General features: G+C 61.5%; 16 protein-coding genes. 11 read left to right on the forward strand and 5 right to left on the reverse strand.

What is annotated here, in order from left to right:
- Window positions 1–278: 278 nt before the first annotated feature.
- The 10 genes from HU752_RS27895 to HU752_RS27940 all read left to right on the forward strand — a co-directional run bounded on the left by HU752_RS27895 (window position 279) and on the right by HU752_RS27940 (window position 7315).
- Window positions 279–1253 carry a KpsF/GutQ family sugar-phosphate isomerase gene (locus HU752_RS27895; RefSeq protein WP_186678506.1) on the forward strand — a complete coding sequence of 325 codons (975 nt, stop codon included), beginning with the start codon at window positions 279–281 and terminating at the stop codon, window positions 1251–1253.
- Window positions 1254–1778, forward strand: coding sequence for a KdsC family phosphatase (locus HU752_RS27900; protein WP_186678508.1), 525 nt, complete (start codon window positions 1254–1256; stop codon window positions 1776–1778). It begins immediately after the preceding gene.
- An 8-nt stretch (window positions 1779–1786) separates the two neighbouring features.
- Complete coding sequence (lptC, locus tag HU752_RS27905) at window positions 1787–2359, forward strand: LPS export ABC transporter periplasmic protein LptC (RefSeq protein ID WP_186678515.1); 573 nt, start codon at window positions 1787–1789, stop codon at window positions 2357–2359.
- Window positions 2346–2891 (forward strand): lipopolysaccharide transport periplasmic protein LptA, encoded by a 546-nt coding sequence (lptA, locus tag HU752_RS27910; protein ID WP_186678517.1) that lies wholly within the window; start codon window positions 2346–2348, stop codon window positions 2889–2891. Before lptC ends, lptA begins: the two co-directional genes overlap by 14 nt.
- The gene (lptB, locus tag HU752_RS27915; protein ID WP_186678519.1) at window positions 2891–3616 is read left to right on the forward strand and encodes an LPS export ABC transporter ATP-binding protein; all 726 of its coding nucleotides are present in this window, start codon (window positions 2891–2893) and stop codon (window positions 3614–3616) included. The genes lptA and lptB overlap by 1 nt, the downstream gene beginning before the upstream one ends.
- 194 nt (window positions 3617–3810) lie before the next feature.
- Entirely contained in the window at window positions 3811–5307 is a 1497-nt protein-coding gene (locus HU752_RS27920) for an RNA polymerase factor sigma-54 (protein WP_186678521.1), read from the forward strand.
- Window positions 5308–5386: 79 nt separating this feature from the next.
- Window positions 5387–5692: a ribosome hibernation-promoting factor, HPF/YfiA family gene (gene hpf / locus HU752_RS27925; RefSeq protein WP_017126531.1), complete on the forward strand. Its 306-nt coding sequence runs from the start codon at window positions 5387–5389 to the stop codon at window positions 5690–5692.
- Window positions 5693–5701: 9 nt separating this feature from the next.
- Entirely contained in the window at window positions 5702–6166 is a 465-nt protein-coding gene (gene ptsN / locus HU752_RS27930) for a PTS IIA-like nitrogen regulatory protein PtsN (protein ID WP_029532608.1), read from the forward strand.
- Window positions 6167–6168: 2 nt separating this feature from the next.
- A complete protein-coding gene (gene rapZ, locus HU752_RS27935) occupies window positions 6169–7026 on the forward strand; it encodes an RNase adapter RapZ (RefSeq protein ID WP_186678524.1) in 858 nt (285 codons plus the stop codon).
- A 16-nt stretch (window positions 7027–7042) separates the two neighbouring features.
- On the forward strand, window positions 7043–7315 hold the full coding sequence (locus tag HU752_RS27940) for an HPr family phosphocarrier protein (protein ID WP_186678526.1): 273 nt from the start codon (window positions 7043–7045) through the stop codon (window positions 7313–7315).
- Between the two features lie 253 nt (window positions 7316–7568).
- On the opposite strand, the gene HU752_RS27945 is transcribed toward HU752_RS27940, so the two are convergent.
- The 5 genes from HU752_RS27945 to pmbA form a co-directional block, all read right to left on the reverse strand.
- Entirely contained in the window at window positions 7569–8180 is a 612-nt protein-coding gene (locus HU752_RS27945) for a superoxide dismutase (protein ID WP_186678817.1), read from the reverse strand.
- 1 nt (window position 8181) lies between these two features.
- Window positions 8182–8622 (reverse strand): DUF2753 family protein, encoded by a 441-nt coding sequence (locus HU752_RS27950; protein WP_186678529.1) that lies wholly within the window; start codon window positions 8620–8622, stop codon window positions 8182–8184.
- Between the two features lie 25 nt (window positions 8623–8647).
- On the reverse strand, window positions 8648–10024 hold the full coding sequence (locus HU752_RS27955) for a class II fumarate hydratase (protein WP_186678532.1): 1377 nt from the start codon (window positions 10022–10024) through the stop codon (window positions 8648–8650).
- On the reverse strand, window positions 10017–10412 hold the full coding sequence (locus HU752_RS27960) for a FagA protein (protein ID WP_186678535.1): 396 nt from the start codon (window positions 10410–10412) through the stop codon (window positions 10017–10019). The genes HU752_RS27955 and HU752_RS27960 overlap by 8 nt, the downstream gene beginning before the upstream one ends.
- A 253-nt stretch (window positions 10413–10665) precedes the next feature.
- The gene (gene pmbA, locus HU752_RS27965) at window positions 10666–12012 is read right to left on the reverse strand and encodes a metalloprotease PmbA (protein ID WP_186678538.1); all 1347 of its coding nucleotides are present in this window, start codon (window positions 12010–12012) and stop codon (window positions 10666–10668) included.
- 122 nt (window positions 12013–12134) lie between these two features.
- On the opposite strand from pmbA, the gene yjgA reads away from it, so the two are divergent.
- Window positions 12135–12656, forward strand: a complete 522-nt coding sequence (gene yjgA / locus HU752_RS27970) for a ribosome biogenesis factor YjgA (RefSeq protein WP_186678540.1) — start codon at window positions 12135–12137, stop codon at window positions 12654–12656.
- Window positions 12657–12670 lie beyond the last annotated feature (14 nt).

Below are 12670 nucleotides of genomic sequence, written 5' to 3' on the forward strand. Positions count from 1 at the left end.
CGATGCAGCCTCTGTCTCGGACTCCAGGCCCCTATAAAAGAGACGCGCACATCCTGAGCGGGCCGAACTGGTCGCGAACTATATCACTGCTGATACGAGCCGCCCAAGACCGGAGCCAAGCTTGTTCAGGGTAGGTACAGTCGGTCTTGACAGACAGTTGGGCGAAAACTGACAGCCGATACCTACGCCCATGGCGTAAAGAGCAACGATTCAAGCGTGAGGGAATTGCTCATTACCGCTATAATCGCGCCTTTTCATCGGGCTATACGATTTCTGACATGAGCCAATCCACCGACCTGATTCAATCGGCACAACGCACCATCCGCCTCGAACGAGAAGCCGTGGAAGGCTTATTGGCCCATATCGACGCAGATTTCGTACGCGCTTGCGAGATGATTCTGGCCAGCAAGGGCCGCGTGGTCGTGGTCGGCATGGGCAAGTCCGGACACATCGGCAACAAGATTGCCGCCACTCTGGCGAGCACCGGCACCCCGGCCTTCTTCGTCCACCCGGCGGAAGCCAGCCACGGCGACATGGGCATGATCACCCGGGACGACGTCATCCTGGCCTTGTCCAACTCCGGCTCGACCTCGGAAATAGTCACCCTGCTGCCGCTGATCAAACGCCTGGGCATCCAGTTGATCAGCCTGACCGGCAACCCCGACTCGCCGCTGGCCAAGGCCGCGGAGGTCAACCTCAACGCGCGCATCGAACACGAGGCCTGCCCGCTGAACCTGGCACCGACCTCGTCGACCACCGCCGCCCTGGTAATGGGCGATGCCCTGGCCGTCGCCCTGCTCGAAGCCCGTGGATTCACCGCCGAAGACTTCGCCTTTTCCCATCCGGGCGGCGCCCTGGGACGACGCCTGCTGCTGAAGGTCGAAAACGTCATGCACGCCGGCGACGAGCTGCCACAGGTGCTGCGCGGCACGCTGTTAAAAAACGCACTAATGGAAATGACTCGCAAAGGCCTGGGCATGACCGTGATCGTCGAAGCCGACGGTCGTCTTGCCGGGATCTTCACCGATGGCGACCTGCGTCGCACCCTCGATCGCACCATCGATATCCACAGCGCCCTGATCGAGGACGTCATGACCCCCCATGGCAAGACCGCACGGGCCGAAATGCTCGCTGCCGAAGCCCTGAAGATCATGGAAGACCATAAAATCAGCGCCCTGGTGGTGGTCGATGGCGAGGACCGTCCGGTCGGCGCCCTGAACATGCACGACCTGCTGCGCGCCGGAGTAATGTAAATGAGCACCGATCTGCTGCAACGCGGCAAGAACATCAAGCTGGCGGTATTCGACGTCGACGGCGTCCTCACCGATGGTCGCCTGTACTTCCTCGAGGATGGCAGCGAATTCAAGTCGTTCAGCACATTGGACGGCCAGGGCATCAAGATGCTGATGGCGGCGGGCGTGCAAACCGCTATTATCAGCGGCCGCAAGACCGTGCTGGTCGAGCGACGCGCCAGGAACCTGGGCATTCCCCATGTATTCCAGGGCCGCGAAGACAAGTTGGTGGTACTCGACGCCCTGCTCGCCCAACTCGGCCTAAGCTATGAACAGGTAGCCTATCTGGGTGACGACCTGCCGGATCTGCCAGTGATTCGCCGCGTCGGCCTGGGCATGGCCGTGGCCAATGCCGCCAGCTTCGTGCGTGAACACGCCCACGGCGTGACCCAGGCGCGGGGTGGCGAAGGTGCCGCGCGCGAATTCTGCGAGCTGATCCTGCGCGCCCAGGGCAGCCTTGAAGCGGCCCACGCCGCCTACCTGTAGAGCCTTTTATGCTGAGCAAGAAGATTCGCAACATTCTGCTGTTCGGAGTCATTGCCGCCCTGTTCGCGGCCGTTGGCTACTGGAACATCAGCCCGGAACGTTTCCTGGAGCAGACGGCTGCACCGGTGGACGACAAGGCCATCGACTACTATGCGATCAACGCCCATAGCGTCCAGTACATGCCCGACGGCAAGGTGCAGTACGACATGACCGGCGACAAGGTCGAGCACCTGAAGGTCTCCGATGTCACCCTGGTGACCAAGCCGGATCTGCAGGTCTACCGCGGCACCGCCTTCCCCTGGCATGTCCAGAGCGAGCGCGCCGAGGTCAACCCGGACGGTACCCAGGTCGAGCTGATCGATTCGGTACGGGTCGCCCGCACCGACGAAAAACAGCGCCATGTCATCATTACCACCACCCGGATGACAGTATTCCCACAGAAGCAATATGCGCAGACCGAGCAAGCCGTTAGAATCGACGGCCCCAACGGCGTGACCACGGGCACAGGCATGAAAGCCTATCTGGAAGAAAGCAGGATGCACCTGCTATCGAACGTAAGAGGACAGTATGAGTCTCGTTAAAACCCTCCCTATTTTGCTCAGCCTGGGCGCAGCACTGGGAAGCGTGAGCGCCTGGGCTCTGCCGAACGACAGCGAGCAGCCCATCCGCATTCAAGCTGACGACGCTCAACTGGATGACAAGCAAGGCATCGCCACCTACAAGGGCGACGTGGTCATCACTCAAGGCTCGATGATCGTCAAGGGCAACACCGTGACGCTCACCCGGACCAAGGACGGCGCCATCGACGTGGTGACCTCCGTGGGCAACCTGGCCTACTTCGAACAGAAGCAGAAGGCCACCGACCCACAACCCGTCCGCGGCTATGGCAAGACCATCCAGTACCATGCCCAGCAGAACCGCATCGTGCTGATCGACCAGGCCAAGGTAATCAACGAAGGCAACACCACCGAAGGCGAGAAAATCGTCTACGACACGGTGAAGCAGGTGGCGACCGCCGGCCGTGCCAACGGCAGCCCGATCACCACACCGCGCCAACGCATCGACATGGTTATCCAGCCGAAAAAGAAAACTGACGAGCACAAGGCGCAGTAATGGCAACTCTGAAAGCCCAGCATCTGGCCAAGGCCTACAAAAGTCGCCAGGTGGTGCGTGACGTCAGCCTGTCGATCGAAAGCGGACAGATCGTCGGCCTGCTCGGCCCCAACGGCGCCGGCAAGACCACCTGTTTCTACATGATCGTCGGCCTGGTCCAGGCCGATCAGGGCCGCGTCCTGATCGACAACCAGGACGTCAGCCACCAGCCGATGCACGGTCGTGCCCGCGCCGGGATCGGCTACCTGCCCCAGGAAGCCTCGATCTTCCGCAAGCTGTCGGTGGCCGACAACATCCTGGCAATTCTCGAGACCCGCAAGGACCTCGACAAGGCCGGCCGTCGCAAGGAACTGGAAAGCCTGCTGCAGGAATTCCACATCAGCCACATCCGCGACAACCTCGGCATGAGCCTGTCCGGTGGCGAGCGCCGCCGCGTGGAAATCGCCCGGGCCCTGGCGACCGCACCGAAGTTCATCCTGCTGGACGAACCGTTTGCCGGTGTCGACCCGATTTCCGTGGGTGACATCAAGCAGATCATCCACCACCTCAAGGCCAAGGGCATCGGTGTACTGATCACCGACCACAACGTCCGCGAGACCCTGGATATCTGCGAAACCGCCTATATCGTCAACGATGGACAGCTGATCGCCGAAGGCGATTCGGACACCATCCTGGCCAACGAACTGGTCAAGGAAGTCTACCTGGGCCACGAGTTCCGCCTGTAGGCATCGGGGAGCCCGATACCCGCCTGAGCGCATGGATTTTCGATAAAGACCACTGCTTTTTCCGGCTTTTTATTGTTACAGCGCTCTAGGCAAACACTCCGGCTTCAGGCATATAATTTGCTTATGTTTGGCGCTCCGGCGCCCTGTAGTGGATGGCGCATGCGCGCCGGCGAATAAGGTGTTAAGCCCCTGCCATGAAACCATCGCTCGTCCTTAAAATGGGCCAGCAGCTGACGATGACTCCGCAGCTGCAACAGGCCATCCGCCTGCTCCAATTGTCGACCCTGGATCTTCAGCAGGAAATCCAGGAAGCCCTGGAATCCAACCCGATGCTCGAGCGCCAGGAAGAAGGCGACGACTTCGACAACAGCGATCCAATGGCTGACAAGGCCGAGCAGAACACCACTCCCGAAATTCCGGAAACCTCCTACCAGCAGGAAGCGGCCCCCACCGTCGACAACATCGACGAAGGTGAATGGAGCGAGCGTATTCCCAACGAACTTCCGGTCGACACCGCCTGGGAAGACGTCTACCAGACCAGCGCCAGCAGCCTGCCCGGCAACGATGATGACGAGTGGGACTTCACCACCCGCACCTCGGCCGGCGAAAGCCTGCAAAGCCACCTGCTATGGCAGTTGAACCTGGCACCGATGTCCGACACCGATCGCCTGATCGCCGTGACCCTGATCGACTGCATCAACAACCAGGGCTACCTGGACGAGACCCTCGAGGAGATCCTCGAGGCGTTCGACCCGGAGCTGGACATCGAGCTGGACGAAATCGAAGCCGTCCTGCACCGCATCCAGCAGTTCGAGCCGGCCGGCATCGGCGCACGCAACCTCGGCGAGTGCCTGCTGCTGCAACTGCGCCAGTTGCCGGCCAAGACCCCATGGCTGAACGAAGCCAAGCGCCTGGTCACCGACTACATCGACCTGCTGGGCAGCCGCGACTACAGCCAACTGATGCGGCGCATGAAGCTCAAGGAAGACGAACTGCGCCAGGTCATCGAACTGGTGCAGAGCCTCAACCCGCGCCCGGGTTCGCAGATCGAATCCACCGAAGCCGAGTACGTGGTTCCCGACGTGATCGTGCGCAAGGACAACGAACGCTGGCTGGTGGAACTGAACCAGGAGTCGGTACCGCGCCTGCGGGTCAATCCGCAGTACGCCGGCTTTGTCCGCCGCGCCGACACCAGCGCCGACAACACCTTCATGCGCAACCAGCTGCAGGAAGCCCGCTGGTTCATCAAGAGCCTGCAAAGCCGCAACGAGACGCTGATGAAGGTCGCGACCCAGATCGTCGAGCACCAGCGCGGCTTCCTGGAATACGGCGACGAGGCCATGAAGCCGCTGGTGCTGCACGATATCGCCGAAGCGGTGGGCATGCACGAATCGACCATTTCCCGGGTCACCACCCAGAAATTCATGCATACCCCTCGTGGTATCTATGAGTTGAAATACTTTTTCTCGAGCCACGTCAGCACCTCCGAAGGCGGCGAATGCTCGTCCACGGCGATCCGCGCGATCATCAAGAAACTGGTTGCGGCGGAAAATCAGAAAAAGCCGTTGAGCGACAGCAAGATCGCTGGTTTACTGGAGGCACAAGGCATTCAGGTCGCCCGTCGTACCGTCGCCAAGTACCGCGAATCCCTCGGGATCGCGCCTTCCAGCGAACGGAAGCGGTTGATGTAACCGCCGGGCGTGCCACAGCGTTCCAGTGGCAAGCCACCAGGCTTGCCGCTTTATGCACTGGCAACGAAGGAGAAGCTGTATGCAAGTCAACATCAGTGGACACCAACTGGAAGTGACCGAACCACTGCGTGCCTATATCGGCGAGAAGCTCGACCGATTGGAACGCCACTTCGACAAGATCACCAACGTACAGGTGACAATGGCCGTCGAGAAGCTGAAGCAGAAAATCGAGGCCACTTTGCATATCCACGGCGGCGAGGTGGTTGCCAACGCAGAACATGACGACATGTATGCAGCGATCGACCTGCTGACCGACAAGCTGGACCGCCAACTGAAAAAGCATAAGGAAAAGAACCTGCACCTGCTCCAAGGTACGGGTCGCTAACACCCTCCCATGATTCGACTTGAAAATATCCTGACCCCCGGCCGTTCCCTGGTGAACGTGCCGGGCGGCAGTAAAAAGCGTGCACTTGAACAAATTGCCAACCTGATCAGCCGCGAAGTGCCCGATCTGGAAATGCAGGATGTCTACGAGAGCCTGATTGCCCGTGAAAAGCTCGGCTCCACCGGTTTTGGCAATGGCATCGCCATTCCCCACTGCCGGCTCAAGGGCTGCGAGGCGCCCATCAGTGCCCTGATGCACCTGGACGCGCCCATCGATTTCGACGCCATCGACGGTGCCCCGGTCGACCTGCTGTTCGTGCTGCTGGTCCCACAGGCTGCCACCGATGCGCACCTGGAACTGCTCCGGCAGATCGCCAGCATGCTGGACCGCAAGGAGGTGCGCGACCGACTGCGTAGCGCACCCAGCAATGAAGCCCTGTATCAGGTTGTCCTGGACGTACAGAACGGTCAGTAACCATGCGCTTGATCATCGTCAGCGGCCGCTCCGGCTCAGGTAAAAGCACCGCCCTCGACGTCCTCGAGGACAACGGCTATTACTGCATCGACAACCTGCCCGCCGGGCTGTTGCCGGAGTTGGCCGAGCGGGCGCTGATCCACACCGAACTCGCGCAACCACTGGTCGCCGTCTCCATCGATGCACGCAACCTGCCCAGCCACCTGTCACGCTTTCCCGAGTTGCTGGACGAAGTCCGCAGCCGGCATATCCACTGTGACGTGCTGTATCTGGATGCCGACGAGGAAACCCTGCTCAAGCGCTTCTCCGAGACCCGCCGACGCCATCCACTGAGCAGCGCCAACCGCTCGTTGGCCGAAGCCATCCGGGACGAGAGCAACCTGCTGGGACCGATCGCTGACCTGGCGGACCTCAAGGTCAACACGACCAACCTCAATCTCTACCAGCTGCGCGATACCATCAAGCTGCGACTGCTGAACCAGCCGGAACCCGGCACCGCGTTTCTGATAGAATCGTTCGGCTTCAAGCGTGGCATGCCGGTGGACGCCGACCTGGTGTTCGACGTGCGCTGCCTGCCCAATCCATATTGGAAACCGGAACTGCGCGAGCAGTCCGGGCTCGACCAACCGGTGGCCGAATACCTCGCAGCGCAACCGGACGTCGAGGAAATGTTCCAGGACATTTCCAGCTACCTGCTCAAATGGTTGCCACGCTTCGCCGCCAGCAACCGTGCTTACGTCACTATTGCCATTGGCTGCACCGGCGGGCATCACCGCTCCGTCTACCTGACCGAGCGCCTGGGTCAGCTCCTGCAGCAATCCCTGAAGAACGTCCAGGTCCGCCACCGCGACCTTAGCTGAAAGGATCACCATCGCGATGCCCGCTCTGGAAATCGAAATCATCAACAAGCTGGGCCTGCATGCCCGCGCTTCCGCCAAGTTCGTCGGTGTTGCCGGCCAGTACCCCTGCCAGATCCGGGTGGGCCGCACGCCCGAGAGCATGGTCGATGGCAAGAGCATCATGGCCATGATGATGTTGGCTGCCGGCAAGGGCACCAAGATTCACATGAAGACCGAAGGTGAGCAGGAAGACGAGGCCATGGCCGCGCTGGTGGCGTTGATCAACAACTATTTCGATGAAGGCGAGTAAGCGCCGCCCAACCTATTGACGTCGCTTCGACCGCCCGACAAGCCTGCTCCAGGGGAGCCGGCTTGGGGGTGAAGGCTACAACCGCTGGCTCCGTGTTCAGATCCCTCCCAACCAGCCCAGCAGCCGAACAACGAGCAAAACCACTCCCGCCAGCAACAACAGCCAGCCAACCCCATGGCGAAATAGTCGCCCTCTGCTCATTGCCACGGTTTCACTCTCCATCATCGGCTTTGGATCTTGTTGGTAGTGTGTGTCAGGCCAGGGCTGCGAGATAACGCCGCTCGACTTCAGGCCAATTGATCACGTTGTAGAAAGCGTTGATGTATTCCGGACGGCGGTTCTGGTACAGCAGGTAGTAAGCGTGCTCCCAGACATCCAGGCCGAGGATCGGCGTATTGCCGTTCATCAGCGGACTGTCCTGGTTGAGGCTGCTCTCGACTACCAGCTTTTTCTCCGGGGTTACGCTCAACCAGGCCCAGCCGCTACCGAAACGCGTCAACGCAGCCTTGGTGAAGGCTTCCTTGAACGCCTCGAAACCACCCAACTGCTCGTCGATGGCCTGGCCCAGCGCGGCCTCAGGCTCACCACCCCCCAGGGGACTCATCACCGCCCAGAACAGCGAATGGTTGGCGTGGCCACCCCCATGGTTGATCACCGCCGGGCGCATCTTTTCCGGCAACTGGCCGACGGCGGCGACCAGTTCCTCGACGGACCAGTCGGCCCACTGCGAGCCTTCAACGGCCGCGTTGAGGTTGGTGACGTAGGTCTGGTGGTGCTTGGTGTAGTGGATCTCCATGGTCTTGGCATCGATATGCGGTTCCAGGGCGTCATAGCTGTAGGGCAGCGCAGGCAAGGCGTAGGGCATTTCAATGAACTCCATGTTGATGACTCGACGGGACCGAGCCCGAAGAGGCCGTCCGGCTGTGGAGCAGACGGCTGGTACGAGGGTATTCGCCGTACTCGCTGATGAAGGCCAGCAGTTCGACATAGGTTTTGCTGCTCTGATGCAGTGCGGCTTCGCGCAACGCGGGAGCAAGCCGGGTGTCCTGCATCGCCTGCAGCAAGCGCTGGTGAATGGCGCACAGGTACTCGACGCTTTCCTCGGGTTGGTTGAGGCGCAGGTGCAGGTCCGCCAGGTTGTGGTGGGAAATCACGCAGGCGGCCACTGCCTCCTGCGCATCCGGCCAACGCTCGAACAGCACCTGCGCCAGGGCCAGCGCCTGCAGGTAGTGCTCGCGGGCATCGACCAGCTCGCCAAGGTTGAAATGACGGTTGGCCCTTTCGATCGTGCGTTTCCAGTGTTCCATGACGAACCTCCAGGCAATGCAGTGGTTACACGCCGCCAGCCGTGAGCTTTTCCGGATCCAGCAGGGTTTCCAGTTGGCTGCGGGGCAGATCGGTGTGTTCAAGCGCGACATCGATGATCGGACGGCCTTGCTGATAGGCCTTCTTGGCAATCTCGGCGGCCTTCTGGTAGCCGATGATCGGATTCAGCGCGGTGACCAGGATCGGGTTGCGCGACAACGCTTCCTTGAGCTTGGCCTCGTTGACCTTGAAGCTGGCGATGGCCTTGTCGGCCAGCAGGCGGCTGGCATTGGCCAGCAGCTCGATACTGCTCAACAGGTTCTGGGCGATGATCGGCAGCATCACGTTCAGTTCGAAGTTGCCCGATTGGCCAGCCACGGCAATCGTGCCGTCATTGCCGATCACCTGGGCGGCGACCATCGCGGTGGCCTCCGGAATCACCGGGTTGACCTTGCCCGGCATGATCGACGAGCCAGGCTGCAAGGCCTCCAGTTCGATCTCGGCGAGGCCCGCCAGTGGACCGGAGTTCATCCAGCGCAGGTCGTTGGCGATCTTCATCAGCGACACCGCCGTGGTCTTCAACTGACCGGATACGGCGACTGCGGTGTCCTGGGAGCCGATCAGTGCGAACAGGTTGCTGCCCGGCGTGAACGGTACACGGGTCAAGGCACTCAGCTGGCGGCTGAACAGCTCGGCGAACTGCGGGTGCGCATTGATCCCCGTCCCGACCGCCGTGCCACCCTGGGCCAGGGACTGCAGGCTCGGCAGCAGGTTCTGCAGATGCAGGACATTGGCCTTGAGCTGCGCCGCCCAGCCGTTGAGCACCTGGCTCAGGCGCACCGGCATCGCATCCATCAGGTGGGTACGACCGGTCTTGATGAACGGGTGAACCTGCTCGGCCTTGGCCTCGGTGACCTGCACCAGGTGCGCCAGGGCCGGCAGCAGTTGCTCATGCAGGGCCAACGCGGCACTGACATGAATGGTGGTCGGAATGATGTCGTTGCTGCTTTGCCCGCAGTTGACATGGTCGTTGGGGTTGACCGGCTCACCGAGCAGTCGGCTGGCGAGGGTCGCGATCACCTCGTTGGCGTTCATGTTGGAGCTGGTGCCGGACCCGGTCTGGTAGATGTCCACCGGGAAATGCTGCATGAAGTCGCCTTCGAGCAAGCCTTGGCAGGCATCGACGATGGCCTTGCCCTGCGCCGCACTCAGTTGCTTCAGTTCGACGTTGGCCTGGGCTGCCGCCGCCTTGGCGAGGATCAGGGCGCGAATGAACTGCGTCGGCATGCGCTGGTGGCTGATAGGAAAGTTGTTCACCGCGCGCTGGGTCTGGGCACCATACAGCGCCTCGGCTGGCACCTGCAGTTCGCCCATGCTGTCGCGTTCGATACGGGTATTACTCATCGGGAAATCCTTGCACCAGTTCAGTCAGGGGAATGGAAGGCAGCAGCGAACAGTTCGCCAACTGCCAGGCAAAGCTTTGCCAGCGACGCAGGCGGCAGTTGCACAGCGCCTGACGCTCCAGGTCGCGCAACGGCCGCCAGGCCTGGTCCAGGCACAACGAACGCCAGTGCCAGGGCAACGCGATATCGGTGGCCGTGTCGAGCAGCAGACGAAAGGACGTTTCGGCGATGGTCCAGGGCGAGGTGGGTGTGCAACAGGCCAGGTAGCGGCCTTCGGCAAGATAGTGATCGATCAGCCGGGGCTCGTCCGGCAGCAGTGCGCAGCGGACCTGGCGGCTCATCCAGCGCCAGCTGTCCAGATGGGATTGCTCATGCAAGGCAGAACTCATGACCCAGGCTCACTCGATAATGAGATTTATTATTATCTGATAATAAGAATCGAAACAACCCTGGAGTACAAGGGCTGGTGAGCAATGAGGAGCAATGGATAAGACTGGCGGGTGGCGAGCGGGCTTGCCCTCGCCCGGCTGCACGGCAGCCGTAGACGCTATGTGTCGATCAACCTGATGGTCAGGATTGGCAGGTTTCAGGGGGGCTGTGCCCCCCAGCGCGGGCAAGCCCGCTCACCACGAGGGAGATGGATCAGCTACCGGCGACGGTCATCCGCTCGATCAGCACCGAGCCGGTGCGGATGTTGCTACGCAACTCGAGATCGCTGCCAACGGCGACGATCTGCTTGAACATGTCGCGCATGTTGCCGGCAATGGTCACTTCCTGGACCGGGAACTGGATCTCGCCATTCTCGACCCAGAAGCCCGCGGCACCCCGCGAATAGTCACCCGTGACCATGTTCAGGCCGTGCCCCATCAGTTCGGTCACCAGCAGCCCGCGGCCCATGCGACGGATCAGGGCATCCTGGTCCTCGACCCCATGGGTGACGAACAGGTTGTGCACACCACCGGCGTTGGCGGTGCTCGGCAAGCCCAGCTTGCGTCCCGAATACGTGCCCAGGACATAGGACACCAGCGTGCCATTCTCGACGAACGGCTTGGCGTAGGTCGCCAGGCCATCACCGTCGAAGGCCGAACTGCTCATGGCGCGCATCAGGTGCGGACGCTCATCGATGGTCAGCCACTCCGGGAACAGCCGCTGCCCCAGCGCACCCTCGAGGAACGACGACTTGCGGTACAGGTTGCCGCCGGAAATCGCCGACAGGAAGCTGCCGAACAGCCCACCGGCCAGTTCCGCCGAGAACAGCACCGGGACTTCGCAGGTCGGTACCGGACGTGCGCCGAGGCGGCTGGCCGCACGCTGCGCGGCCTTCTGGCCGATGCTGACGGCGTCGGCCAGCAATTCGCCCTGGCGATTGACGTCGTACCAGTAGTCACGCTGCATCTGCCCACCACCTTCGGCGATCATCACGCAACTGAGGCTATGGCGCGTCGACGCCGAACCGGCGATGAAACCGTGGCTGTTGCCGTATACCCGGCAACCATGGGAGGTGCTCAAGGTCGTGCCGTCGGCATTCTTGATCCGGCTGTCGGCATCGAAGGCCGCCGCTTCACAAATCAACGCGCGCTCGATGGCCTGCTCCGGGGTGATGTTCCACTCGTGGAACAGGTCGAAATCCTTGATCTCCTTGGCCATCAGCGCCGCATCGGCCAGCCCGGAAGACTCATCTTCGGAAGTATGCCGGGCAATGGCCAACGCGGCCGCCACGGTTTCGCGAATGGCTTCGGCGCCACTGGCCGACGTGCTGGCCGAGCCCTTGCGCTGCCCCACGTACAAGGTGATGCCAAAGCCCTGGTCGCGGTTGAACTCGACCGTTTCCACTTCCCGCTGGCGCACCGAAGTCGACAGACCCTGCTCCACGGACACCGCCACTTCACAGGCACTGGCACCCTGGCGCTTGGCTTCGGCAAGAATCTGCTCGACCTGCTCCTGCAGTGCCGGCAACGCCTGCGGGCCGACGCTTTGTGCTGAACTCATGGTCTTCTCCACCCAGCTTTCTCCAATCAAATTCTGCGTTCGGTAACGCTCATCGAGCGAGTGGGCCGGACAAGCGGCCCCCGACTGGTTATCATGGCGGCGTTTCTTTGCGGACTGCCACCATGGTTGATTCTTACGACGACTCCCTCGATGGGGAGAAAAGCAAATCCCAGGTCAAACGCGAGCTGCATGCTCTGGTTGATCTCGGCGAGCGACTGACCACACTCAAGCCTGACCTGCTGGCAAAACTGCCACTGACCGACGGCTTGCGCCGTGCCCTGGCCGATGCGCCGAAGCACACCGCGCATATCGCGCGTAAACGGCACATCCTGTTCATCGGCAAGCTGATGCGCGACCAGGATATCGAGGCCATCCAGGTGGTGCTCGACCAGGTCGATGCCTCCACCAAGCAGTACAACGAGCGTTTCCACAACCTCGAGCGCTGGCGTGATCGCCTGATCACGGGCAACGACGACGTGCTGGAAAAGTTCGTCGGCGAATATCCCGACGCGGACCGCCAGCAACTGCGCTCGCTGATCCGCCAGGCCCAGCACGAGCTGGCGCACAACAAGCCACCGGCTTCCAGCCGTAAAGTCTTCAAGTACATCCGGGAGCTGGACGATACCCAACGCGGCCTGCGTTGAGTGTCGCCCCCGGG

The sequence above is a fragment of the Pseudomonas vanderleydeniana genome (assembly GCF_014268755.2).
In the GTDB taxonomy this organism is placed as follows: Bacteria; Pseudomonadota; Gammaproteobacteria; order Pseudomonadales; family Pseudomonadaceae; genus Aquipseudomonas; species Aquipseudomonas vanderleydeniana.